16 protein-coding genes, 5 tRNA genes and 1 riboswitch are annotated in these 25,831 nt (G+C 62.3%); of the genes, 12 read left to right on the top strand and 9 right to left on the bottom strand.

Features of this window, described 5'->3' with window-relative positions:
* Positions 1-59 precede the first annotated feature (59 nt).
* Positions 60-2,162, bottom strand: a complete 2,103-nt coding sequence (locus ACPW74_RS15185; protein WP_223924609.1) for a methyl-accepting chemotaxis protein — start codon at positions 2,160-2,162, stop codon at positions 60-62.
* A 264-nt stretch (positions 2,163-2,426) separates the two neighbouring features.
* Between ACPW74_RS15185 and gltX the strand changes: the two genes are divergently transcribed.
* The 6 genes from gltX (at position 2,427) to ACPW74_RS15155 (ending at position 4,631) form a co-directional block, all read left to right on the top strand.
* On the top strand, positions 2,427-3,842 hold the full coding sequence (gltX, locus tag ACPW74_RS15180) for a glutamate--tRNA ligase (RefSeq protein ID WP_223924608.1): 1,416 nt from the start codon (positions 2,427-2,429) through the stop codon (positions 3,840-3,842).
* A gap of 236 nt (positions 3,843-4,078) precedes the next feature.
* Positions 4,079-4,154 (top strand) — tRNA-Ala (locus ACPW74_RS15175).
* Between the two features lie 28 nt (positions 4,155-4,182).
* Positions 4,183-4,258: transfer RNA gene (locus ACPW74_RS15170), tRNA-Ala, on the top strand.
* A 63-nt stretch (positions 4,259-4,321) separates the two neighbouring features.
* Positions 4,322-4,397 (top strand) — tRNA-Ala (locus tag ACPW74_RS15165).
* Between the two features lie 48 nt (positions 4,398-4,445).
* A tRNA-Ala gene (locus ACPW74_RS15160) sits at positions 4,446-4,521 on the top strand.
* 34 nt (positions 4,522-4,555) lie between these two features.
* Positions 4,556-4,631 (top strand) — tRNA-Ala (locus ACPW74_RS15155).
* Between the two features lie 460 nt (positions 4,632-5,091).
* On the opposite strand, the gene ACPW74_RS15150 is transcribed toward ACPW74_RS15155, so the two are convergent.
* Entirely contained in the window at positions 5,092-7,233 is a 2,142-nt protein-coding gene (locus ACPW74_RS15150) for an ExeM/NucH family extracellular endonuclease (RefSeq protein WP_203762907.1), read from the bottom strand.
* A gap of 293 nt (positions 7,234-7,526) precedes the next feature.
* Positions 7,527-7,610, top strand: a riboswitch (cyclic di-GMP riboswitch).
* 112 nt (positions 7,611-7,722) lie between these two features.
* On the opposite strand from ACPW74_RS15150, the gene ACPW74_RS15145 reads away from it, so the two are divergent.
* Entirely contained in the window at positions 7,723-10,761 is a 3,039-nt protein-coding gene (locus ACPW74_RS15145) for a glycosyl hydrolase family 18 protein (protein ID WP_373872590.1), read from the top strand.
* Between the two features lie 341 nt (positions 10,762-11,102).
* Here the strand turns inward: ACPW74_RS15145 and ACPW74_RS15140 are convergent, their stop codons facing one another.
* The 7 genes from ACPW74_RS15140 to ACPW74_RS15110 all read right to left on the bottom strand — a co-directional run bounded on the left by ACPW74_RS15140 (position 11,103) and on the right by ACPW74_RS15110 (position 18,857).
* Positions 11,103-12,338, bottom strand: a complete 1,236-nt coding sequence (locus tag ACPW74_RS15140) for a tetratricopeptide repeat protein (RefSeq protein WP_042014300.1) — start codon at positions 12,336-12,338, stop codon at positions 11,103-11,105.
* Between the two features lie 11 nt (positions 12,339-12,349).
* A complete protein-coding gene (locus tag ACPW74_RS15135) occupies positions 12,350-12,985 on the bottom strand; it encodes an energy transducer TonB (protein ID WP_010675477.1) in 636 nt (211 codons plus the stop codon).
* A gap of 16 nt (positions 12,986-13,001) precedes the next feature.
* The gene (locus tag ACPW74_RS15130) at positions 13,002-13,409 is read right to left on the bottom strand and encodes an ExbD/TolR family protein (RefSeq protein WP_010675476.1); all 408 of its coding nucleotides are present in this window, start codon (positions 13,407-13,409) and stop codon (positions 13,002-13,004) included.
* Between the two features lie 66 nt (positions 13,410-13,475).
* Positions 13,476-14,003, bottom strand: coding sequence for a MotA/TolQ/ExbB proton channel family protein (locus ACPW74_RS15125; RefSeq protein ID WP_045525714.1), 528 nt, complete (start codon positions 14,001-14,003; stop codon positions 13,476-13,478).
* A gap of 10 nt (positions 14,004-14,013) precedes the next feature.
* Positions 14,014-15,387 carry a MotA/TolQ/ExbB proton channel family protein gene (locus ACPW74_RS15120; RefSeq protein WP_010675474.1) on the bottom strand — a complete coding sequence of 458 codons (1,374 nt, stop codon included), beginning with the start codon at positions 15,385-15,387 and terminating at the stop codon, positions 14,014-14,016.
* Complete coding sequence (locus ACPW74_RS15115; protein ID WP_319864243.1) at positions 15,384-16,148, bottom strand: DUF3450 domain-containing protein; 765 nt, start codon at positions 16,146-16,148, stop codon at positions 15,384-15,386. The genes ACPW74_RS15120 and ACPW74_RS15115 overlap by 4 nt, the downstream gene beginning before the upstream one ends.
* 102 nt (positions 16,149-16,250) lie before the next feature.
* On the bottom strand, positions 16,251-18,857 hold the full coding sequence (locus ACPW74_RS15110) for a TonB-dependent receptor plug domain-containing protein (protein WP_425858295.1): 2,607 nt from the start codon (positions 18,855-18,857) through the stop codon (positions 16,251-16,253).
* Between the two features lie 739 nt (positions 18,858-19,596).
* On the opposite strand from ACPW74_RS15110, the gene ACPW74_RS15105 reads away from it, so the two are divergent.
* The 5 genes from ACPW74_RS15105 (at position 19,597) to ACPW74_RS15085 (ending at position 25,724) form a co-directional block, all read left to right on the top strand.
* On the top strand, positions 19,597-20,622 hold the full coding sequence (locus ACPW74_RS15105; RefSeq protein WP_309294945.1) for an ABC transporter permease subunit: 1,026 nt from the start codon (positions 19,597-19,599) through the stop codon (positions 20,620-20,622).
* A gap of 2 nt (positions 20,623-20,624) precedes the next feature.
* Positions 20,625-21,668, top strand: a complete 1,044-nt coding sequence (locus ACPW74_RS15100) for an ABC transporter permease (protein WP_214004362.1) — start codon at positions 20,625-20,627, stop codon at positions 21,666-21,668.
* A gap of 82 nt (positions 21,669-21,750) precedes the next feature.
* Positions 21,751-23,568, top strand: coding sequence for an extracellular solute-binding protein (locus tag ACPW74_RS15095; RefSeq protein WP_043154299.1), 1,818 nt, complete (start codon positions 21,751-21,753; stop codon positions 23,566-23,568).
* A 25-nt stretch (positions 23,569-23,593) separates the two neighbouring features.
* Positions 23,594-24,631: an ABC transporter ATP-binding protein gene (locus ACPW74_RS15090; RefSeq protein WP_223924605.1), complete on the top strand. Its 1,038-nt coding sequence runs from the start codon at positions 23,594-23,596 to the stop codon at positions 24,629-24,631.
* A 91-nt stretch (positions 24,632-24,722) separates the two neighbouring features.
* Positions 24,723-25,724: an ABC transporter ATP-binding protein gene (locus ACPW74_RS15085; protein ID WP_041212969.1), complete on the top strand. Its 1,002-nt coding sequence runs from the start codon at positions 24,723-24,725 to the stop codon at positions 25,722-25,724.
* Positions 25,725-25,831: the final 107 nt, after the last annotated feature.

The following is a 25,831-nucleotide window of genomic DNA, read 5'->3' as shown; positions in this document are numbered from 1 at the left end:
ATGCCGCCTATGGTAAACGGACTCGTCCCCGAGGGGGAGAGTCCGGAGCATGAAAATTATCAGCTGAGACGAAACTGACCCAACAATTGCTGCAAACGTTCCGCCGCCTGACGCAAGGCCTGACTGGCGTTGGCCGTGCTGGTGGCGTCCCTGGCGATGTCGTTGGCCAGTGCGCTGGTTTTTGACAGATTGCCGGAGACAGTCTCGGAAACCGAGCTCTGCTCCTCGGCGGCGGAGGCGATCTGGTAGGTCATGTCGTTGATGGTGGCGATGGCCTGGAAGATGCTGCCGAGGGCCGCCTCCGCCTGATCCGCTTCCCCCACCGCCTGATGGGTCAGCTGCTGGCTCTGCTGGATGGCGTTGACCGCGTTGGTGGAGCTGTGGCGGATCTTGTCGATCAGCTCCTGGGTATTCTGCACCGCCTGCTGGGTGTTGCCCGCCAGCTTGCGCACCTCGTCGGCCACCACCGCAAAACCGCGCCCCTGCTCGCCGGCCCGGGCCGCCTCGATGGCGGCGTTGAGCGCCAGCAGGTTGGTCTGATCGGCGATCCCCTGGATGACGGTGAGGATGCTGGTGATCTGCTCGCTGTCGTGAGCCAGCCCTTCCACCACTTCGGCTCCCTTGCCCGCCTCGGCGGCCACCTTGTGCATGGAGTGGATCACCCGCTGGAAGCGTACCTTGCCCTCGTCCGCCGCGCTCTGGGCCTGCTTGGCGGAGTCGGCGGTGTTGTTGGCGTGGGTGGCCACCTCCTGGCTGACGTAGGACATCTCCTGTACCGCGGTCAGCATCTGCTCCATTTCCGCCTGGTGATGCTGCAGGTTGGTGTCGGTCTGGCCGGCGATGCGATCGGTATCCCCGGCGTGGCGATGGACCTCGCTCGCGGTCTTCTGCACATCCCCGAGCAAGGCCTGCAGCTTGTCGATGAAGCGATTGATGCCCCGGGCCAGGGCCCCCAGCTCGTCCCGTGAGCGAGTTTCCAGGCGCTTGGTGAGATCCCCCTCGCCGTCGGCGATGTCATCCACCAGGCTGACCATCTGGCGGATGGGGCCCGTGATGCTGCGGGCAATGACCAGCATGGTGCCAAGGGCCAGCGCCAGTACGATGAGGGCACCGATGAGCTGCTGGGTCATGGCGGCGCGGTTCATGTCGGTGAGCTGGCGTGCCAGCTCGTCCGCTCCCGCCAGCACCACCTTGTAGGGCAGGGTGACGATGATGGCCCAGTTTCGGGCCATGCCGGGCACCGCGATGGGCACCGAGATACGGAACGCGTCGGTGAGCTCCTGGCGCTGCACGTCCGGTTTGAGGTACTGCTGCCAGCCGTTGCCGAGCACCTTGTCGGCGCGGCTGCCGAGCAGGCTGGCGTCGCCGCTGGTACCGGTGATGACGCCGGCGGCGCTGACGATCAAGGTTTCCCCCTTGCCGTCATAGATGTTGCTGTTGAGGGACTGGGCCTGGCGGCTGATGGAGTCCACCGCCAGATCCAGCGCGGCGATGCCCTTGAACCGGCCATCCACCAGGATGGGGGTGGTGATGGTGCTCACCAGCACCTGCTGGCCGTTGATGTCCACCTTGAAGGGGTCGATGAGGCAGGGGCGCCCCTCCCGTTTCGGGCAGGCGTAGTAGTCGTTGGCCGGGTTGCCGAACTCGTCCGGATCGCTCTTCTCGATGGAGAGCAGCAGGTCGGTGCCTATGCTCTCCTTGTCGCGATAGAAATAGGGAACGAAGCGCCCCTTGTCGTCACTGCCGAGCGCGCTCTGGCCGGCGAAGCTTTCGTCCTGGCCGTCGAAGCCGTTGGGCTCGAAGCCCGCGAAGGCGCCATAGAGCTGGGGCTCCAAAGCAAGCTGGGCCTTGAGCAGGTCGGTGGCCTGCTGGCGATCCAGCGGCAGCTTGCCCTCCTGCTGGCGGGCGAAGACGCTGGCCATCTGCTGGGTGTAGGAGAGCCCCTTTTGCAGCAGCTGGGTGATGGTGGCGGCCTCGGCACGGGCGTTGGCGCTCACCTTCTGCCACGCCTCCTGTTGCAGGGCGGCGCGACTGGAGTCGATGGTGAGCTGCTGGGTCTGCCGGCCTGAATACTGGTTGAGCAGGATCAGGATGACCAGGGCCGTGGTCATGGCGACACCGGCCAGTACCAGGATACGATTCTGGATAGAACGAAACTGCATCGCGCGTTCCTTGTATCGTTGAGGGTTCGTTGACGGGGTGACTGAAGTATCGGCTGTGCGGGAGATCTCTCCAGCGACCTCGCCTAGCTAAGCGGGAAAAAAGGGAAAATTCTGAGACATCACTCTAAAACAGCGGTTTTTGCGGGAATAGACCCTATTTTCCCCTCTGCCTCGCCATGGTTTTCCCATCCGTCATTGTCGGTGCTAAAATGCGACGGTTTTTTTTAACGAATTGGCCCAAGGCCCTCTACACAAGGCTTAAAGATGAAAGTCAAAACCCGTTTTGCTCCCAGCCCGACCGGCTTTTTGCATGTCGGCGGTGCCCGTACCGCACTCTATTCCTGGTTGTTTGCAAAGAACCAGGGCGGTGAGTTTGTGCTGCGTATCGAGGATACCGATCTGGAACGTTCCACTCAGGAGGCCATCGACGCCATCATTGAGGGCATGGAATGGCTGGAGCTGAACTGGGATGAGGGCCCCTACTACCAGACCAAGCGCTTCGATCGCTACAACGGCCTCATCGACGAGATGCTGGCGGACGGCCGTGCCTACAAGTGCTACTGCTCCAAGGAGCGGCTGGAAGCGCTGCGCGAAGGCCAGATGGCCAACGGCGAGAAGCCCCGCTATGACGGCAAGTGCCGGGATGGCGACCACGATCACCCGGCCGATGCGCCGCACGTCATTCGCTTCCGCAACCCGACCGAAGGCTCCGTGGTGTTCGATGACCACGTCCGTGGCCGCATCGAGTTCGCCAACACCGAGCTGGACGATCTGATCATCCGCCGTACCGATGGCGCGCCGACCTACAACTTCTGCGTGGTGGTCGATGACTGGGACATGGAGATCACCCACGTGGTGCGTGGGGAAGACCACATCAACAACACCCCGCGCCAGATCAACATCTACAAGGCGCTGAACGCGCCGGTACCGGAGTTTGCCCACGTCTCCATGATCCTGGGTGACGACGGCGCCAAACTCTCCAAGCGCCACGGTGCGGTCTCCGTGATGCAGTACCGCGACGACGGTTACCTGCCGGAAGCGCTGCTGAACTATCTGGTGCGTCTGGGCTGGTCCCACGGGGATCAGGAGATCTTCAGCCTCGACGAGATGATCAAGCTGTTCAGCCTGGATGCCATCTCCAAGTCCGCCTCCGCCTTCAACACCGACAAGCTCTTGTGGCTGAACAACCACTACATGCGCAGCCTGGATCCGGCTTATGTTGCCAAGCACCTGGCATGGCACATGGAACACCAGCAGATCGACACCAGCAATGGCCCGGCGCTGGCCGACGTGGTCACCCTGCTGGCCGAGCGCTGCAACACCCTGGTCGAGATGGCTGCCCAGAGCCGCTACCTGTTCGAAGAGTACGAGGCCATCGACGAAGCGGCAGCCAAGAAGCACCTGCGCGGTGTGGCTGCCGAGCCGCTGGCGCTGGCCAAAACCAAGCTGGCTGCCCTGGATAGCTGGACTACCGAAGCGCTGCACGAGCTGATTGAAGCGACCGCTGCCGAGCTGGGTCAGGGCATGGGCAAGGTTGGTATGCCGCTGCGTGTGGCCGTCACCGGTCTGGGTCAATCCCCTGCCATCGACGCCGTGATGGCGCTGGTCGGAAAAGAGCGTGTACTGGCCCGCATCGACCGCGCCCTGGCGTATATCGACGCGCGCATGGCCGCTGAATAAACATCGGCCATGGCATGAAAAGGGCTCCCTGACGGGGGCCCTTCGTATTTTGGCCTCAAGCGGATTTGCGACGTAAAACAGCGACATAGAGACGAGGTTGGCGGTAAAAACAGCTAACTGCCTGAATTTTGACTAAACGCTCCAGTGGGCGAGAATTTTGGGTTGACAGCAAAGCGGGTGATGCCTATCATGCGCCTCCGTTGCCAGAGATAACTTTGGTAGCGCCGAGGTGAGTTGGGGTTATAGCTCAGCTGGGAGAGCGCTTGCATGGCATGCAAGAGGTCCGCGGTTCGATCCCGCGTAGCTCCACCAAATTCTCCTCGAACAATCTGGAATCCAAGGGGTTATAGCTCAGCTGGGAGAGCGCTTGCATGGCATGCAAGAGGTCCGCGGTTCGATCCCGCGTAGCTCCACCAGGTTCCCGATTGACATGAAGTACCCAGGGCAGTGCGGTGTGTATCACCCAGGCCGACCTTTGTGGGGTTATAGCTCAGCTGGGAGAGCGCTTGCATGGCATGCAAGAGGTCCGCGGTTCGATCCCGCGTAGCTCCACCATTATTGAGGATGAATGGCCGCCAGAACCATTCATTGAGTACCGAATTTGGGGTTATAGCTCAGCTGGGAGAGCGCTTGCATGGCATGCAAGAGGTCCGCGGTTCGATCCCGCGTAGCTCCACCAAATTCAGAGTGATTCAGCGTCACTCACACACATCGGGGTTATAGCTCAGCTGGGAGAGCGCTTGCATGGCATGCAAGAGGTCCGCGGTTCGATCCCGCGTAGCTCCACCATCTTTCGCAAGAAAGCACCAAGGCCACCGCATCGCGGTGGCCTTTTTGTTTGCCTGTCATTTGGATTTCCCATGATCTCGCCCTTTGCATTTGTCTGGCAAATGGCGCTTCACCCTGTCCGCGAGGGCATCAGCGGCTCTGGCCGCCGCTGACGGGGGTGAGGGTGAGGATTGGCGCCGATGCCGCCATGGCCACGGCGCGGGCTGCGCGATGCCATCCTCTGCCGCGTGGCGGTGGGCTCGTTCGGCAACCTGCGGGATACGCTATCCGGCCCCTGGTGTCAACACCGGGTTTCCCCGTCGACAGGGTGCCAGCCCCCCGGGAAAGGGGTGAGACGGGGCAACAGGGCATTTATTAATCCCATGATGTGGCCTTTTGCATTTGTTTTTCAAATGGCCCTGGCACAAAAAAAGCCCGCGATCATCGCGGGCTTTGCACCTGGCATCGAGGATGCCGCGTCTTAGCGACGACGCCGCCAGGCGAGCGGCAACAGGGCCAGCAGCAGGGCGCCCATGGCGCCGCCACCCCCCTTGCTCGCTTCCTTGAGCTTGAGATCGACGATGACGGGGTCGTGGTCCGAGGCGCTGAAGGGGTTGTCCGACTTGATGAGGTCGCCGGTGTAGGCGCTGCCATATTCGAACAGGTTGCTCTCGAAGGAGTTGATGTGCCAGTCGGCCACCGCCACCACCTTGTCAGCCAGCGCCGGGTTGGCGAGAGCGTAGTCCAGGGTGCCGAGCTCGGCTTCGTAGCTGTAGGAGATGGCCTTCTCCTGGTTGAACTTGACGTTCAGATCCACCAGGCCGTAACCCTTGGCCACCGTCTGGCCCATCTGCTCATAGGGCTTGTCGCCGATGTAGGTGTGGGAGGCGGAGCGGATCTGGCGCTCCCCCGCGACCGGCGCATAGTCGGTCAGCACCCGGATGGGATCCTCCTTGGCGTAGGAGTTGAAGTCCCCCACCAGCAGCACCTGCCCCGGCATCTTGCTCACCGCCTCCCCCAGCACCTTGGCGGCGCTCACCCGAAACTCGGTGCACTTGCCCTGCAGATCCGCAGGCTCCGTCTTGCCATCCCCGTTTTCATAGCAGCCCGACCCCTTGGACTTGAGGTGGTTGACCACCAGGGTCAGGGGGGCGTCGCTGCCCGCCACGGTGAAGCGCTGGACCAGGGAGTCCCGCTGACCGGCGCTCTTGGTGACGCCGCCCGTGGTGTAGCGCTGCTGGGGCAGGGGGATGACGTCGGCATCCCCGCTCGGGGTGAGCAGGGCGGGGCGGTAGATCATGGCCACCATGATGGCGTCGCCCCCAAAGAAGCGATCCTCCGTGAGCAGGGCCTTGGGCAGGGTGACGAAGGCGTAGTGCTTGCTCGCCTCCTTCTGCCTGGCGTTGAGGCTCTCCACCAGATCGTGGAGGGCGGCGTGCTCGTCAAAGCCGTTGTTCTCCATCTCCATCAGGCCGAGCAGGTCGGCGTCCATTTCGGTGATGGCGTTGACGATCTTGGCGCGCTGCAACTGGAACTCCTCCAGGCTCTTGGCGCCGCGGTTGCAGCCCTTGGCGCTGTCCGCATCCGCCTGATCCGCGCAGAGCACGTTGAGGGCACCCCCCACGCTGGAGTGGCTGGTGAAGTAGTTGAGCACGTTGAAGCTGCCGATGCGAAGGTCAGTGCCATCCAGGCGGGCCGGGGCGCTCTGGCGGTCGTTGTCGCCGGTGCGCAGCAGATCCCCCGCGGTGATGGTCTGATCCCGGGGCACGATCAGGCGGTACTCGTTGTAGCTGTAGCCGACCATGGCCTCCAGATTGACCGGGGCATCGCCGATGCGCAGGTAACCCTGCTCCGGCTCCCAGGCGGGCAGCCAGGGGAGCTTGCCGTCCCCCGCCTTGACGTCCGACTCGAGGAAGACGCGGTTGCTGGCGTTGGCCTCGGCCAGCGCCACGGCCTCGGGGCTGCTTGCCACATGGAGCTGGGTCGGCTTCATCAGCGGGGCGCCGTGAGCGAGCACCAGGTTGTTGCGCCGGGCGGCATAGTCGTAGCTGAAGTTGCGGCTTATCTTGAGGGCGCTGTCGGCGTCAAGGCGTACCCGCATCCCTTCGTGACGCTCCAGGGCCCGGGCCAGGGGTTCCCCCTCCAGTACCCGCAGCGCCGTGGCGGCCGGGGCGGCGCCCTGGGCCAGGGTTGTCAGGCGCGGCGTGCTGCCGTCAAACAGGGGCTTGAGCTGGGTGTGGCCGTAATACTCCTCGACCTTGGCCTCCAGACAGACCAGGGCGCCCGGCTGGATGTCCGGGTACTTGCTGGCGAAGTTCTTGTCGTTGAGGTAGACGAAAATGCCGTCCGACGTCTCGGGGTTGCCGTCCCCCTGCACATCCAGCAGGTAGAAGCCCTTGTTGAGGCTTTCCCCCAGACCCGAGACCACCGCCTTGACCGAGACGCTCTGGGCGCTTTCGAACTGATCGTCCGGGACGAGGGGGCTCTTGTCGCCGCTGCCCTGGATGGCGGGGATGGGGGTGAGGGCACTGTCGGCCGGGCAACTGAAGCCGGCGGCGTAGAGAGACGGGGACGCGAGGGCGAGCCCCACGGCCAGCGACAGCAGGGTAGGTGTTCCTTTCATGGGTATTCCTTTTTTTATTTTTGCCAGTGTTTCCATAGCCTTGGCATCGTGGCCAAGGGCGCGCATTGTCACATTTCTGGCAGCTCTGACCAGTGAACCAACGCACATTATGAGGAGACAAAGGAGCCCATCTGCCATTTTTTGACGTGGCTAACAGTTTGATATTGATGATCTATTTGTCATCAGGTGGGAGCGAAAAGTGTGAGGCCGCCAGCATTCACATATTTTCCTTCGAGAATAAAGATTGAGCAGTGGTCACTTGCTTCCTATACTCGAGCCGTTCCTCACGGAACCCAGGCAAAGGGCAAACCGGCAGTGATGCCGGGACGCAAAGCCTCCGATCTGTCCCATCCGGGCCAGACAGCGGGGTTACCCAGGGTGACTTGAGGGTTTGTGGCCCGTCCATGGCCTGTTGTCGCTCCCTTGTTCCCTGTTGCGATTGCGCTTTTCCCGGCATTGAAGCCAAGACAAAACAAGGAAGATAACAATATGCAACAGATCTTGAGGCCCAGCAGGCTTGCCATGCTGGTCGCCCTTGCGGCCGTCCCTGCCTGGGCGCAGGCCGCTTACCCCGCCTATCAGGCCGGCACCGCCTACAAGGCTGGCGACATCGTCAGCAACGCAGGCGCCCTCTATGAATGCAAGGAATTCCCTTACTCCGGCTGGTGCGGCGCGTCCCCCTATCACTACGCCCCCGGGGTGGGGGTGGTCTGGGCCGATGCCTGGAAGCTGTATGGTGGCGAGGTGTCGCCGCCGGCCCTGGTCGTCGCCATCGGCTCCCCCGTCGTGGGTGCCAGCGTCAGCGAGGGGACCAGTGTGGCCCTGGCGGTCACGCTGAGCGGCCCGGTCACGGCGCTCGCCCGGGTGGAATACCTCATCGACGGCGCTCTGGTCGCCACCGCCACGGCTTCTCCCTGGAGTGCCAGCTGGTCTGCCGCCGGTGCGGGCAATCACGCCCTCAAGGCCCGGGCGCTGGATAAAGACGGCAAGGTGCTGAGCGAGGCGGATTCGAGCTTCAAGGTCGCCGCCGTGGTGGCGCCAGAGGCGCCCAGGGTGAGCATCGCAAGCCCGGCCGCCGGCGCCAGGGTGACCCTGGGCCGCGCCTTCACCGTGAGCGGCAATGTCACCGACGCCAACGACGACGTCGCCAAGGTCGAGCTCTTCGTGAATGGCCAGAAGGTGGGCGAGGACACCAGCGCCCCCTGGCAGCTGAGCTGGACGCCCCAGAACAAGGGGCTGACCGGCCTCAAGCTGGTGGCGACCGACAAGACCAACCTCTCTGGCGAGTCGGCCCAGGTGGACGTGCAGGTGGAAGAGGCGGCCCTGCCCCCCACCGGCGGCAACCTCTCCTGCGACGTGCGCCAGATCTACCGCGCCGACGGCAGCGAGTGCATGGGGGATGACCACGGCCGCCGCGTCATCGGGTATTTCACCTCCTGGCGCACCGGCAAGAACGGCCTGCCCGCCTACCTAGTGAGCGACATTCCCTGGGACAAGATCACCCACATCAACTACGCCTTCGCGGCGGTGGACGAGCAGAGTCACACCATCAAGGTGGATGACGCCGCTACCAAGCTGACCTGGAACGGGGTGCCGGGCGCCGAGATGGATCCGGAGTTCGCCTATCAGGGTCACTTCAACCTGCTGTCCAAGTACAAGAAGCAGTACCCGGACGTGAAGACCCTCATCTCCGTCGGGGGCTGGGCCGATACCCGCGGCTTCTACGCCGCCACCACCAAGGGCGACTGCTCGGTCAACACCGCCGGCATCAACGCCTTTGCCGACTCGGCCGTGGGCTTCATCCGCCAGTACGGCTTCGATGGGGTGGATATCGACTACGAGTACCCCACCTCCATGAAGGATGCGGGCAACCCCAACGATTTCCCGCTCTCCAACCAGTGTCGCGGCAAGCTCTTTGCGAACTATGAAGTGCTGATGAAGACCCTGCGCAACAAGCTCGACAGCGCCGGCACCGAGGACGGTCGCAAGTACATGCTGACCATCGCCTCGCCGGCCTCGGCCTACCTGCTGCGCGGCATGGAGAACTTCCAGGTCACCCAGTACCTCGACTACGTCAACCTGATGACCTATGACTTCCACGGTGCCTGGAACCACTTTGTCGGTCACAACGCCGCCCTGTTCGACAACAAGGCGGATCCCGAGTTGTCCCAGTGGGGTGTCTACACCCAGGCCCAGTTTGGCGGCATCGGCTATCTCAACTCCGCCTGGGCGGCCCACTACTTCCGTGGTGCCCTGGCGGCGGGCAAGATCAACATAGGGGTGCCCTATTACACCCGTGGCTGGCAGGGGGTCACCGGTGGCACCCACGGTCTGGGTGGCAAGGCGGCGCTGCCGAGCCAGAGCGATTGCCAGCCGGGCACCTGTGGCAGCACCATTCCGTGCGGCAACGGGGCGGTGGGCATCGACAACATCTGGCATGACCTTGACAAGAACGGCAAGGAGATTGGCGGTGGCGCCGTGCCCATGTGGCATGCCAAGAACCTGGAGCACGCGGCCAGCCTCGGCATCACCACCCTGCCGAGCTACGGCCAGGCCTGGGGTCTGGATCCCAACAACCCGGCCCACGTGATGCAAGGCCAGTATGTGCGTTACTACGACGACAAGGCCCATGCGCCCTGGCTCTGGAACGAGCAGAAGAAGGTGTTCCTCTCCACCGAAGATGAAGAGTCCATGGGTCACAAGCTCGACTACATCGTCAAACGTGGCCTCGGGGGCGTCATGTTCTGGGAGATGGCGGGGGACTATGACTTCGACGCCGCGAAGAACGAGTACGTGATGGGCAGCACCCTCACCAGCCTCGCCTACGAGAAGTTCAGCAATGCCGACAAGGCGGCCCTGAAGCAGAATGATCTGCCGGCGCCGGCCGCCCAGCTCGACATCGGCGTGAGCCTCTCCGGCTTCAAGGAAGGGGACTCCAACTACCCGATCAACCCGACCCTCAAGCTCACCAACAAGTCGACCCAGACCATTCCAGGCGGCACCCGCATCGAGTTCCTGGTCCCCACCTCCACCTCAGACACCATCACCGACCAGAGCGGCATGGGACTGAAAGTGGTGGAGAGCGGTGGCAACCAGAACTCGGACGGCATCGCCAATGAGAAGGACTTCCACAAGGTGGCTCTGACGCTGCCGGCCTGGAAAGCCTGGACGCCGGGCACCGACGTGGAAGTGGCCATGACCTACTACCTGCCGGCCGCCGGCGTGCCGAGTGGCATGCGCCTGATTGCCGGCAGCCAGACCATAGGCCTGAAGTCCGACTTCCCGGCCCTGGCCGAGGCGGTGCTGGGCAGCAGTGGTGGTGGTGACGGCGGCAGCGGTGGCACCACCTGTGCCAGCCAGAACGTCAACCCGGCGGACTACAATGCCTATCCGACCTGGCCGCGCGGGGATCACGCCAATGGCAACGACCGCATGACCAACGGCAAGGCGGTGTGGCAGGCCAACTGGTGGACCAGCAGCGAGCCCAAGGCGGGCGACGGCAGCTGGAAACTGATATGCAGCTACTGAGTTGTCCAGGCTGCTATACCAGCAGCGAACTCAGAGTGGGCGACGGCAGCTGGAAGCTGGTGTGCAGCTACTGATGACCGTTTGAGCGGCAGGCCGGCACTTTGCATGGCCTGTTTTCTCGCAACGCAACGACCCAATCCGGAGCCCAGGCTCCGGATTTTTTTGTGCCTTGTATCAGGAGAAGGGGGGGGAAAGGGCAGGGGCGGTGCCATAAAAAAGACCGCTCCGAAGAGCGGCCAATTGCCACCAAGGCAATCTGCGGGGTGACCCCCTTGTCGATGTGTCGCGGCCCGGATGCCGAGTTGGGGAGATCCCCGCCCCGCCAGCCGGGCCGCGCAGCTTTATTGGGTGACGGCGCCGCCCTGCTGCTCTTTCAAGAAGCTGATCCAGGGGGAAGCGCGACCACTGACATTGCCATTCTGGGCGGCCTGAGTGAAGGCGGAGAGCGCCTCCTTGGGCTTTTGCTGCTCAAAATAGGCGACCCCGGTCAGGAACTTCAGGTCCGCCCGCTGCTCGCCGCTGGCGTTGGCGGCAGGTTTGGCGGCGAAGGCCACCAGATCCTGGTAGCGCTTGCTCTGGATCATCATGCGCGCCATCTTGAGCTGCAGCTCGGCATTGGGGGCCAGCTTGTAGGACTTGGCCAGGGTGTCGATGGCCGGGTCCAGCTCCTTGGCCTGATGCCAGTAGTTGGCCAGCGTCTTGTAGTTGGCCGCGGTGCTCTCGATCTGCCCCTCCTTCATGGCTTTCTCCATCACGCGGGCGGCGCGGTGGGGAATGCCGGCGAAGGCGAGGTAGTTGGCGAGCCGCTGCAACTCGTTGGCTTCGGTCAGCATGCCGAGGTTGTAGGCCCCTTCCAGTGCCGCCAGGGCCTTGGCATCGTTGCCCGCCTGCATGTGCATGGCCGAGAGCTGGGTCCAGTACTTCTTCTTCTCCGGGTAGCGGTCCACCAGGGCGGTCAGCACCTCGGTGGCCGGCTTGTACTGTTTCAGCTCGTAGTGGGCCGCCATCTTCAGCAGGTACCAGGACTCCGGCGCCTTGCCCGCGGAGAGCTTGATCGCGTTGTCCACCGCCGGAATGGCTTCCCGGTACTGCTTGAGCTGCACATGGGCGTTGGCCAGGGTGATGTAGGCGTGCGGGGTCGGCTTCTCGTCCTTGCCGAGGTTTGCGAACCACTCCTTCATGGTGTTGATGGAACCCTTGAAGTTCCCCTCCGCCATGTAGAGCTGGGCCAGGTTGTAGCGCACCTGCTGGGCCACCGGGGGCGGCAGGCCGCCGGTGGCGATGGCGTCGGCGAAGTACTTGGTCGCCTGACCGTACTTCTCCTGCTGCGCCGCCACGAAGCCCAGGGTCTGCAAAATGACCCCCTTGTCGTAGACCCGCTCGCCAGCGCCGGACAGCGCCTCCTGCAGCTTGGCATTGGCCTCGCCGTATTTCTTCTCGGTGATCAACGCCTGGGCCTTGTTGACCGCGCGGTAGGCGCGGTCAGACAGGGCGGGTTGTTCGGCGGCCCAGGTGGCGGTGCTGAGCAGCACCGCCATGGCCACCGGGGCGAGGATCAGGGTATGTAACTTTTTCATCGCCACCCTCCTTAGTTGGTCGCAAACTCGATCTCTTGCTGCATGCGACTGGCCTGCGGCTTGCCGTCCACCATGGCCGGTTTGAAGGTCCACTTGGCGATGGTCTGGCGCGCCGCCTTGCCGAGGTCATAGCTGCGGGGCTCTTCCTTGACGATGCGGATGTTGCTCACGGTACCGCGCTCGGTGACGGTGAACTCCACCAGCACCTTGCCGGACGCAAGACCGGCCAGGGCCGCCTTGCGGGGCATCATGGGCTCGAAGGTCGCCATCGGGATGGCGCCGTTGTTGCCGCCCATGCCACCGCCACCGCCGCCGGTGCTGTAGGCACCCAGGGCGTTGCCGCCACCGATGTTGACCGGGATGTCGAGTTTGGGCATGTCCATGGGGGAGCTGTCCATCTTCGGCCTGTCCGTGCTCGCCACCTCCATCTCGGGCGGGGGAGGCGGGCGTTTCGGGGGCGGCGGTTTGGGCAGTTCCCGTTGTTTCTCTTGCAAGGTCTCCTGAGGCTTGAGGCGGATGAAGTCGGTCATGGTGACGTCCTCCCGCTCCGTCAGCTCCCGGTGATCCGGCGTGATGAGCTTGTTCATTCCCAGGAACAGGAAGAACACCACCACGCAGGAGACCGCTAACGATATCAGGTATCTCATGGCATTCGCTCCGGCATCAGCTGCTCTTGTCGGCGGCGATGGAGATGTTCTGGACACCGGCCATGCGGATCTGGTCCATGACCTGCACCACCAGACCGGAACGGGATTCGCTGTCGGCCTGGATCACCACGGCGCTCTCCGGGTTCTCCGCCCGCAGCCGCTCGATGTTGGCACGCACCGCGCCCACTTCGACGATGCGCTTGTCGACCCAGACCTGGCCGTTCTCGCGGACCGCGACCATGATGTTCCCCTTCTTCACCGTCTCGGCCGTGCTGGCGCTCGGGCGGTTGATCTCCACGCCGGACTCCTTGACGAACGAGGTGGTGACGATGAAGAAGATCAGCATGATGAACACGATGTCCAGCATGGGGGTCAAATCGATGGCCGCCTCGTCAGCACCGCTGTCGCTGTGACGTTTTCTCATGGCAAAAACTCCTTGCTTGTTCTGTGCCCCGGCGGGCATGGCCCGGCCGGGGATGTGCATCCTGCATCAGCCGTGTTTCAGGTTGTCTTCCAGCTTCTGCACGGCCAGCTTGGCCTTGTGATCGAGCCGGCTGACAAAAAACAGGCCGGAAAGGGCGGCAATCATGCCCGCCATGGTCGGTACCGTCGCCTTGGAGATCCCCGAGGCCATCGCCCTGGGGGAGCCGGTGCCGGTGATGGCCAGGGTATCGAACACCTGCACCATGCCTACCACGGTCCCGAGCAGCCCCATCAGCGGGCAGAGGGCGATCAGCACCTTGATGACCGGCATCCCCTTGTCCACCGCCATGGCGACCTGGGAGACCAGCTCGCGGCGGATCTGCCTGGCGGACCAGGAGAGGTGATCGGTGCGGGCCAGCCAGGCCGTCTTGGTCTGTTTCACCTGCTGGGGATAGACCGCCATGAAGTAGAACCAGCGCTCCAGCAGCAGGGCCCACATCATCAGGGTCAGGAAGAACAGGGCGACCAGCACGTCGCCCCCCAATCCCAGAAACCGGCGGACCGACTCGACTTCTTCAATCAACCAGAACCACATGGGTGACTCCTTAGGCTGCGGCTTTGGCGGCGTGCAGACGTTCCTGATAACGGGCAACGAAACCGGCGCTCTGCTCTTCCAGTACCTGGATCAGACGGCGGCTCTGGGTCTGGACGATGGTGTAGAGGAACAGCATGGGCACGGCCACGACCAGACCCTGCATGGTGGTCACCAGGGCCTCGGAGATACCGCCCGCCATCAGCTTGGGATCGCCGGTACCGAACAGGGTGATGGCCTGGAAGGTGGCAATCATCCCGACCACGGTACCCAGCAGGCCCAGCAGCGGGGCGACGGAGGCGATCAGCTTGATGAGGCTGATGCCCTTCTCCAGCTTGGGCACGTTGCGCAGGATGATCTCGTCGAGCTTGGATTCCAGATCCTCGATGTTGTCACCCCGGTGATCCTGGTAGGCACCCAGCATCTCGCCGATGGGGTTGCCCTTGATGATCTGCTCGGATTTCAGCTGCTTGCGCATGGCACCGCCGATGAGGGAGAGACGAGCGCCGCAGAACAGGGCCAGCAGGGTACCGATGACACCCAGCGCCAGGATCACGTAGCCCACGGAGCCACCCTGATCGATGCGCTCCTTGAGGGTCGGCGACTGCACCAGCAGGGAGAGGATCACGCCACGGGACGGGTCGATGAAGATGGGTTCGACGCTGCCGCCACCCTGCTCAAACTTGGCGACCGGTTCCAGCACCGCGTTCTCGGGCTGGCGGGAGAGTTGCTCGAACTTGCCGGTCTCCGGCACGAAGGTGAGGTACTTGCCTTCGGAGACGGTGTTGAACTCGCCGATCTGGGTCACGGTCTTCTGGGCCTGGTTGCCCTCGCCGTAGACCACGGTGGCCGGGATCTGGCTCACCTTGCCACCGTCGACCATGCGGCTGAGGGTGGTGGTCCAGAAGGCGGTCAGGTCATCGCTGGAGGGCAGTTCCTTGCTCTCGGCCAGGCGAGTCAGCAGGGCAGTCTGCTCGGGATGTTCGACCCGGCGGGCGGAGGCATTGAAGATCCCCTTGAATTCACCGGCGAACTGGCGCAGCACGCCAAACATCTCGCCCATGTTGCCGGAGCGCTGGCGCAGGGTCTCGGTCAGCTCGGTGAGCTGCTTGTCGTTGGCATCGAAGGTGGCCTTGAGCTTTTCGCCCCTGGCGACTTCGGCGGCGAGATCCGCCTTGGCCTTGGCGAGCAGGGCCCCTTGTTCGTTCTTGTCAGCCAGGAAGCGGGCTTCCCGCTCCTTGTTGAGCTGGGATTCGCTGGTGCTGGCAGCCTTGACCTGATTGAGCAGGGCGTTCAGATCCACCGGTTTCTCGGCGGCGGTCACCGGCAGGGTGACCAGGGTAGCGCCCGCGATCAGCGAGGCGATGGCAAGTTTGATTCCTTTCATGATGCTTTCTCCGCAGTTTGAACCGGCAGCTTGATGAGGGCGGGAGGCGCCTGCTTCTTGGCGATGCGAAGGCCCTGTTCCACTGCACTGCGATACTCCTGGGGCAACTCTTCCCACTGGCGGGTCTTCTTGTTCCACATGCCGGTCTCGTTGCCATCCGGGGATTGGTAGAGCAGGGCGATGCGGCCGACGCGCAGGAACTCGTAGGTCTTCTCGTCCCCATCCTTGTCCAGGCTCGCCTTGTAGGCTTCGATGGTGCGGCTGAAGCCCTCCTCGATCTGGTAGGCCTCGAGGATCTTGCGGTACTTCTCGGAGATGGTGACGTCGGCCCGGTTCATGAGGTCGGTCAGGGCCGCCACGCGGTCCTCACGCTCCACCTTCTGGAACGGCAGGTCCAGGGCCACGAACTGATCGAGGGAGTCGATCATCTTGAGCATCAGGGGCACCACTTCGGTGCTGGTCTGGTCGATCTGGGCGATCTGCTTCTGCATGGAGGCGAGTTCGGCGCTCTGGGAGTCGACCATCTTGCCCACTTGCTCGTTGTAAGTGCGCAGACTGTCGACCTGGCGCAGGGCGGCCTTGTACTGTGCCAGGGCAGACTCGGCAGACTCGGCGTAGTTGTCGATCTTCTGCTGGGAAACTTTGGAGGCATTGTCGGTGGCGGCTTGAGCGTCCACTGCCTGACCGGCAGAGGCGGCACTCAGATTGAAGCTGGTCAGCAAGGCAGCCGAAATCAGGCTGCCGAGGAGCGCTTTCTTCATTGTAATTGTCCTTGTTTTCATAGAATTACCCTATCTCCGTAACTTCCTTGGGGCATGGGGCAAAGCCGGCCCGACCGGGCCGGCTTGTCATCTGCAGGTGAATTAGAACTTCTGGCTGTAGTCGAGGTAGTAGATGCGACCGTCGATGCTGTAGAGATCTTCGTTATAGGTGAAGCCATCGCTCTCGAGGGACGGGCCCGAGTTGAACATGTTCTTCACCCCGACCTGGATCTTGCCATCCCAGGGAGCATCCACGCCGACGTTCAGGTTCCAGGTGGTCTGGGACGCGATGTGGCCCACTTCCTCACCGGTATCGGCGATGTAGTCCTGGCTCTGGGAGTCGATGTAGTTCGCGCTCAGGTAGGTGTCCATGTTCCACCATTGGGGAACATTGACGCCCACACCGGAGCTGAAGCGCAGCTGCGGCAGGCCGTTCTGGCCGATCTTGTCGATGACGGGACCACCGGCGTACAGACCTTCCTTGTACTCGAGGATGTAGGTACCGCCCAGGTCGTAGCGGATGGTGGCGTAGTTCAGGTCGTACTTGTAGTCCACCTTCAGATCAAGACCCGAGGTCTTGAGGGTCCCCAGGTTGACCATGGGCGCGATGGCGCCGCTGATCTTGCCCTGGCTGTTGCGGGTGATGTAGCTGGAGCCGCCGCTGTTCAGCTCGTCATAGATGACGGACTGCAGGGAGTTCAGCTGGATCACGTCCTCGATCTTGATGGTGTAGTAGTCCAGGGAGAGGTTCAGGTCATCCACCGGGCTGTAGGCCACCCCGAAGTTCCAGGTGTCCGCGGTCTCTTCCTTCAGCTCCTCGTTGGAGGTACGGGTGGTGTCGTACTGGCGGTTCGGGCAGTCGGCAGCGGAGATGCCGTTGGCCTCGCAGTAGACATAGTCCTTGGCCGAGTCGGCGGAGTAGGAGTCAGCCGAGTAGAGGTCGCTCAGGCTGGGGGCGCGGAACGAACGGGACCAGGAGGTGCGCAGCATCAGGTTGTCCAGCGGCTGGTAACGCAGGCTCGCCTTGGGGGAGAAGGCGCTGCCGAAGTCGCTGTACTTGTCGAAGCGACCGGCCACGTTCAGCTCGATCTGCTCGGTGATGGGCACCAGGGACTCGATGTAGGCGGCAGTCACGTCACGCACGCCACCGGAGGAGTTGCCTGCGGAGCCGATGATGTTGCCGGCTTCGGACTGGGCGTCGTATTTGTCGGCATAGACCCAGTCGTTGTACTCGGCACCGGCATACCAGCTGACCGGACCGGCCGGCAGTTCACCCATGTCCCACTGGACACCGGCGTACCACTGGTAGAAGTCCATGGTGGAGCGGCGGCTGGTGTCGGCGGCCATGGAGGCCGTGGTGGAGGCGTCGAACTCGCCACCGACGAACTTGCCGTCGGCGACCGCCTGCTGGGCGGCGGACTTCAGTACGTAACCGGTGCCGTTCTCCTTGTTGTCGGTCTTGGAGTACATGTAGCCGGCGTTCCACTGCATGTCGCCGACGCTTTCAGTGGTGATGGTACCCTCGAAGCCCAGGTTCATGCTGCCGGTCATGTCGGTGACCAAGTTGTCGCGGGGGCCGACGTTGTTGAAGCGGTAGTAGGCATAGGCAGCTTCACCCAGCCCCTGGGTGGCGGCGGCATCCAGGCCGTTGTCGGCGAAGAACTGGGCGTTCTTCGGGTTGGCCGGATCGATGGTGAAGGCGCCGGCGGCAGGGGCGAAGCGGCCGAAACTCTCGACCCGGGAGCCGATGAGCTGCGGCACGAAGTCGACGTTGTCGTTGATGTGATAGCGACCGTTCACGTACAGGGTGTCACGGCTGCGGGAGGCCGTGGTGGCCTTGACCTGGCCGTAGTTGAAGTTACAGCCGCCCTCGAACCCGACGAAGGGCTCCTTGCATGAGCCGTCGGCATTGGTGGCGCCGGCCAGGGGGCCGTATTTCCAGATGGGGTCGCCGTTGGCGTCAAGACCCGTGATCCCTTCCACGTTGCGGCCGAAGAGGTTGGGGGAGTCGTTGCCCTGTTTGGCAAGATAGTCACGATCACGGGCGTAGATGACGTCCTTCTTGTCGTGCTCGTAGACCGCCATCAGGGAGCCCTTCTCGCCGGCCACCCCTGCCACGATGGAGCCGCTCTTCTCGTCGCCGCCCTCTTCGCTCGGGGAGCCAATGCGGCCCTGGAAGTCCAGCCCTTCGTAGCCCTCTTTGAGCACCACGTTGATCACGCCACCAATGGCGTCGGAACCGTAGATGGCGGAGCCGCCGTCCAGGTTGACCTCGACCCGCTCAACGGCGGCCATGGGGATGGTGTTGAGGTTGATGGAGGTGCCGCCCATGGTGGGGGAACCCGCTACCCGCTTGCCGTTCAGCAGAACCAGGGTACGCTCGGAACCCAGGCCGCGCAGGCCGACGGTGGATTGGGACTGGAAGGAGCTGCCGGAGGCAGGGGAGACGCCGCCAAAGGAGTTGTAGGAGGCTTGCTTGAGGTAATCGGCGACGGTCTGCTGACCGGATTGCTCGATTTTCGCCTTGGTCACGGAGACGACCGGGGTGGAGCCTTCCACATCGACCCGGGAGATCCGGGAGCCGGTGACCTTGATTTTTTGCAGTTTTTCTACGTTCTGGCCCTCTTCGGCCAGGACAGGGGTGGCCACAACTGCCGCGCTCGCCAAGGCAAACGCTACGGCAGCAGAGAGTCTGCTTTTCCTAAGCATCGCTAGTATCCTTCCTGATTGTTTATTGTTTGCTTCCATTACCGCCCTCGTTGGAGCGGTGCGTAAGGCTTATCAAGGTTTGGTGATGGACGTCAAATGGAGCGGCGGGGATGGGGGCAGCAGAGGGAATTAGATGGGAATATGCACTTGATGGAATATTTTTGGCGTTTTATTCCGTAAATGTTGCGTCAACTTATGTAAAGATGTTGTTAAGTTCGATTTTTACAATTTTATTGATTATTTTTGAACTTATCGATAAGTCGCTTGTCACTCCGGTGTCGATATCGAGAAAACGGTTTTTTGCAGTATTTTCATCTACTTTTATGGCGAGAGCGTTTTCCGGGGAACGGATGGTGTGGGCAGCTATCCCTCTTCTTCTATAGGTAAATAAGAAAGCAGTCCGACTTATCATTAACCTGTTGATTTTGTTCTGCTTGATATGGATTAAAACACCTGTGTAATTAATTTTTTAATATTTAAAATCGAGTTGGACGGGTAGGCGTAGCAGTTTTTTATATTGAAGTTGGGTTTTTTGGAAAAAATCATCCGCGGGATATGCTGCGGGGGGACATTCCCGGTCGCAGACAGGGTTCTACTTGATTTTTGTTGCAGAGCTTTTACAGTGACCGAGCTGGATTGTCTGTCAATGCCAGTCAATTCAGTGAGTAATGCCAGGTAAGGATAGGCCCGTCACCGGATGTGACTGGCCATAAAAGAACAACAAGGACGAGGTTCCACCATGCTGTCGTATTTCCTACGTCGGATGCTTTTGATCATCCCGACGTTTCTCGGTATCACCCTGCTCGTCTTCACCATCACCCGCTTCGTGCCGGGCGGCCCGGTCGAGCGCATGTTGCTGCAGGCGCAGGTCTCGCAAAACGAGTCAGGCCGCTCCAGTGGCAGCAAGGGGGCGCAGGCACTCTCCGACGAACAGATTGAAGAGCTCAAGGCGTTCTACGGCCTCGACAAGCCCATGCTGGTCGCCTACTGGGACTGGTTGCAGAAGCTGGCGGTGCTGGATCTCGGGGAGTCGACCCGTTATTACGAGCCTGTGTGGGATCTCATCAAGGAGAGGTTGCCGGTGACCGCCTTCTTCGGGCTCGCCACCTTTCTGCTCAGTTATGCCGTCTCCATCCCGCTCGGGGTGGCCAAGGCGCTCAGGCACAACAGCCGCTTCGATTCCCTGAGCTCGATGCTCATCTACATGGCCTATGCGCTGCCCGCCTACGTGGTGGGGATCTTCCTCATCACCGTCTTTGCGTTCCATCTGGAGTGGCTGCCCATGGGGAGCTTCCCGGGGGACGAGTTTGACGGTATGGAGAGCAGCTGGGATCAGATCCGCACCGTCTTCTCCCACGCGCTGCTGCCGCTCATCGCCTACGCCATCGGGGATTTCGCCATCCTCACCATGACCATGAAGAACAGCCTGATGGAGAACCTGTCGGCGGATTATGTGCGCACCGCCGTGGCCAAGGGGTTGCCGTTTCGCAAGGCGGTGACCGATCACGCCATGCGCAACAGCCTGATCCCCATCGCGAGTCACTTAGGGTCGGTGCTCACCGTCTTCTTCGGGGGCTCCTTCCTCATCGAGACCATCTTCAACATCGACGGCATCGGCCTGCTCGGTTACGAGGCCATTGTCGAGCGGGATTACCCCACCGTCATGGGCATTCTGGCCATCACCTCCATGCTGATGCTGGTGGGGAACATTGTCTCCGACATCTGCGTTGCCTTGGTCGATCCCCGCGTGCGGTTTGGAGAGTGAGCATGAACCTGAATCCGGTAACTCTGAAAAAACTCAAGCGCTTCAAGTCGATAAAGCGCGGCTACTACTCCTTTGTCATCTTTTCGGTCCTGGTGGTCATCTCTCTGCTGGCGGAATTGCTGGTCAACAGCCGGGCCCTGGCGGTGAGCTATCAGGGGGAGCTCTATTTCCCCACCTATGGGGACGTGATCCCGGGCCAGCACTTCGGGCTCGACTACGAGTACGAGACCAACTATCGCCAGCTCAAGAGCCAATTTGCGAAGGAAGGGAAGGGGGATTGGGTGTTGCTGCCCCTGGTCCCCTGGAACCCCTATGAGCAGGACTTCAAGGAGGAGGCCTATCCGCCCTATGCCCCGAGCCTGGCGGAGCGCCATTTCCTCGGCACCGACACCAGCGGTCGCGACGTATTGGCACGGCTGGTCTACGGCTTTCGCATCGCCATCGGCTTTGCCTTCATCGCGCTGGTGGCGAGCTATGTCATCGGGGTCAGCATCGGCTGCATGATGGGGTTCCTCGGCGGTCGATTCGATCTCCTGATGCAGCGTTTCATCGAGATCTGGTCCCAGGTGCCCTTCCTCTACGTCATCATGATCCTGGTCTCCCTGGCCAAGCCGAACTTCGGCCTGTTCGTCGGCATCAACGTGCTGTTCGGCTGGATGGGGATCACCTGGTACATGCGCACCCTCACCTACAAGGAGCGGGCGCGGGACTACGTGATGGCGGCGCGGGCCCAGGGGGCGAGCACCCGGCGCATCATCTTCAACCACATTCTGCCCAATACCCTGATGATGATCGTCACCCTGGCCCCGTTTGCCGTGGTGGGCAACATCTCCACCCTGACGGCGCTGGACTATCTGGGCTTTGGCCTGGCGCCGCCGACCCCGAGCTGGGGGGAGCTGCTCTCCCAGGGGATCAACAACCTTGACGCCATCTGGATCGTGAGTTCGGTGGTGGCGGCGGTGAGCCTGGTGCTCATCATGGTCTCCTTCATCGGGGAGGCCATCCGGGAGGCGTTCGATCCGCGCAAATTTACCCGTTATCAGTGAGCGGTGGTGCCTTGCCAGGGCACATCGACAGGACCCTTAATGAAGACGCCCCCAGTGCAGGGGCATGACCAGGAAGTCAAACATGAACAATAAAATCAAATGGACAGGTGCTCTCTTTCTGCTGTTGAACGGATCCTGGGTGTGGGCAGCCAGCCTGCCCGCGGATCTGACGTGGGAGACCAACGACACCGACCCCGTGTTCGCCTCTCCCAAGGCGCTGCCCGGCGGCAACCTCAATCTCTTCGTCGACAGCTTCCCGCTGACGTTTCGCACAGTGGGGCCGGATTCCAACGGCTCGTTCCGCTCCTTCATCCTCGACAACCAGATGAGGCTCATCAGCTTCCATCCCAACACGGGCAACCCCATTCCGGCCCTGGCGAATGCCTGGGCCATCGCGCCGGACAGCCAGACCGTCTATTTCAGGCTCGACCCGCGCGCCAAGTGGTCCGACGGCAAGCCGGTCACCGCCGATGACTACACCTTCGGCTACGAGATGATGCGCTCCAAGGACATCAAGGGCCCCTGGTTCAACAACTACTACACCACCGAGGTGGTGGCGGTGGAGAAGATTGACGACCACACCATCCTGGTCAAGGCGGGCAGCCGCAAGGCCAAGCTCGATCTCCTCAACACCACCGAGCTGTGGCCCCAGCCCAAGCACTACTACAAGATGGGCCCGAACTGGGTAAAGCAGTACAACTGGGCCGTGGTACCCACCACGGGCCCCTACGTGATGAGCGACGTGAAGAAGGGCAAGTCCGTCACCTTCAGCAAGCAGAAGGAGTGGTGGGCAAAAGACGATCGCTACAACCAGCACAGGTTCAACCTCGACACCATCAAGGTGCAGGTGATCCGCGACCACAACATCGCGTTCCGCCACTTCCTCAAGGGGGAGCTGGACACCTTCGAGATGATCCTGCCCAACTGGTGGCATGAGAAGGCGGTCACCCCGGAGTACAAGCAGGGATACGTGCAGAAGGTGATGGCCATGACCGACACCAAGCAGGGGGGGCAGGGGGTTCACCTCAACGTGGCCAATCCCAAGCTGGCGGATCTCAACGTGCGGCTCGGCATCCAGCACGCCTTCAACATCGACAAGATGATAGAGACGGTGCTGCACGGCGACTATGACCGCGCTACCACCTTCGGCTCTGGCTTCGGGGCCTTCACCGACATCGCGCTGCCGGAGCGGGCCTACGACATCGCCAAGGCACGGGAGTACTTCGCCAAGGGCGGTTACGGCAAGCAGGGACCGGACGGCATCCTGCAAAACGACAAGGGAGAGCGGCTCACCCTGGCCCTCACCTACACGAGCCAGGAACACTCCAAGCGGCTGACCGTGCTCAAGGAAGAGGCCAAGAAGGCGGGCCTGGATCTGGAGCTCAATCTGGTGGATGGCGCCACCGGCTTCAAGGTGATGCTGGAGAAGAAACACGAGGCGGCCTGGCTTGGCTGGGGGGGCGGCGGTCTCTATCCGCAATACTGGGAGTCCTTCCACTCCGACAACGCCAACAAGCCCCAGACCAACAACCTGTTCAACGTGGCTGACAAAGAGCTCGACAGCCTGATCGACGCCTACAACGTCGAGTTCGACATGGACAAGCGGGCCGCGCTTTCCCACCAGATCCAGCAGCGGATCTATGATCTCGCCATCTTCGTGCCCGGGGTTCAGCTCAACTACGTGCGAGCCAGCAGCTGGCGCTATGTGATGCTGCCGGAGGTGCCCGCCACCCGCAACACCCCGGATCTGCTCTACTGGCCCATGGATGGCTACCCCCACAGCAGTGGCGGCCTGCTCTGGATCGATCCCAAGGTGAAGGAGGAGACCCAGAAGGCCAAGGCTGACGGCAAGGCGCTGGCCCCCATCACCCTGATCGACAAGACCTATGCACATCATTGATGTGGCCCAGAAGGGAGCAGCAGTCATGCCCAACACACAGGCCACCGCCCCCGGCACCAGCGATCATGAGGGGCAGTCTCTGTCCCCCATCCTCGAGGTGCGGGATCTCGAGGTGGAGTTCGCCGTCGACGACGGCAAGATCAAGGTGCTCGACGGGGTCAGCTTCCAGGTCGCCCCGGGCAAAACCCTGGGGATAGTCGGCGAGTCCGGCTGCGGCAAGAGCGTCACCTCGCTGGCCATCATGGGGTTGCTGCCAAGGCCCCACGGTCAGGTGGTGGCGGGCTCCATCCGCTTTCAGGGGGAGGAGCTGCTCAATCTGCCGCCGGAGCAGATGTACAAGGTGCGTGGCAACCGTATCTCCATGATCTTTCAGGAGCCCATGACGGCCCTCAACCCGGTGCAGACGGTTGGCGATCAACTGATGGAAGTGTTTCGCCTCCACCGCCCCGATTACAGCAAGGTCCAGCGCCGTGACGCAGCCATCGCCATGTTGCAGAAGGTGGGGATCCCCGAGCCTGCCCAGCGTTTCGCGGCCTATCCCCACAATCTCTCCGGCGGCATGCGCCAGCGGGTGATGATCGCCATGGCGCTGGCCTGCGAACCGGCGCTGCTCATCTGTGACGAGCCGACCACGGCGCTCGATGTGACCATCCAGGCCCAGATCCTGGATCTGATGAAGGAGCTGCAAGCCCAGACCGGCATGGCCATCATCTTCATCACCCACGATCTCGGGGTGGTGGCGGAGCTGTGCGACGAGGTGGTGGTGATGTATGCCGGGCGTGCGGTGGAGCGGGCCGATATCTATGAACTGTTTGACCACCCGCGCCATCCCTATACTCATGGTCTGATGGCCTCGATCCCGCGTCTGGAAGATGTGCCAAAGAGCCTGCTCAAGACCATCAAGGGTCAGGTGCCCGCCCTGCACGAGATGCCGGCGGGGTGCCGTTTCTCCAACCGCTGCCCCCATGCCACGCCCCTTTGCGTGGAGACCATACCGGTGACCGAGCAGTTGAGCGAACGCCATGGGGTGGCCTGCCACCACTGGAAGGAGGTGAGCCTATGAACGGTCTGGTGTTACGGGGTGTCGCAGGGCAGCCTGGCGGCGGGAAGGCGACCTGGTCGTCTGCTGCCATGAATCGTCGGGGATGGAAGTCATGACCAGCTTGTTGTCGGTAAGCAATTTAAAGCAGCATTTCAAGATGGGCGGTGGTTTCTTGCGCAAGCAATACACCGTCTACGCGGTGGATGGCATCAGCTTTGATCTCAGGCAGGGGGAGACCCTTGGCCTGGTGGGGGAGTCGGGATGCGGCAAGTCCACCCTGGGGCGTTCGTTGCTCAAGCTGTTCGAGCCGAGCGCCGGCTCCATCACCTTCGAGGGGCGTGACATCACCCACCTCTCGCCCAAGGAGATGCGATCCCTGCGTCAGGAGATGCAGATCGTGTTCCAGGATCCCGCAGAATCCCTCAACAGCCGCCACACGGTGGGGCAGATCCTGGAGGAGCCTTTCATCATCCACGGCAAGGGCAACGCCGAACAGCGTCGGACATGGGTGCAGGAGCTGCTGGAGAAAGTCGGTTTGCCCGGCAGCGCGGTGGATCGCTATCCCCATGAGTTCTCTGGCGGCCAGCGCCAGCGCATCGGCATCGCCCGCGCCATCGCCCTCAAGCCCAAGCTGCTGGTGTGTGACGAGGCGGTGTCGGCGCTCGACGTGTCGGTGCAGTCCCAGATCGTGAACCTGCTGCTCAATCTGCAGCGGGAGATGAACCTCGCCATCATCTTCATCGCCCATGACCTGTCAGTGGTCAAGCACATCTCGGACAGGATTGCGGTGATGTATCTGGGCCGGATCGTCGAGCTGGCCGAGGCCCAGGCTCTCTACCTGGCGCCGCGCCACCCCTATACCCAGGCGCTCATCTCCGCCATTCCGGTGCCGGATCCGCGGCGGCGCAGCCAGCGCATCCTGCTGACGGGGGATGTGCCGTCCCCCATCTCGCCGCCGAGTGGCTGCCACTTTCACCAGCGCTGCCCCCATGCAACGGATCTGTGCCGCACCCGCTCGCCCGCCCTTGAGGCGTGCGGCGGGCAGGGGCATCAGGTAGCCTGCCATTTCCCCTTGCCCGTGCAGGAGGCGGTGCCGTTGGGAAAGGCGATATGATGCCGGCGCCCGCCGCGTCGCGACCGGCATCGCTGCAAGGTGGCACCGAGGAGGCGCAATAGAGGCGGAAACGGAATAAAAAAATGGGGCCTGCGGGCCCCATCTTC

The sequence above is a fragment of the Aeromonas sp. INTO2 genome (genome assembly GCF_049860605.1).
In the GTDB taxonomy this organism is placed as follows: domain Bacteria; phylum Pseudomonadota; class Gammaproteobacteria; order Enterobacterales; family Aeromonadaceae; genus Aeromonas; species Aeromonas caviae.
The sequence above is the reverse complement of the archived record's forward strand: the minus strand, read 5'-3'. Positions and strand labels throughout refer to the sequence as shown.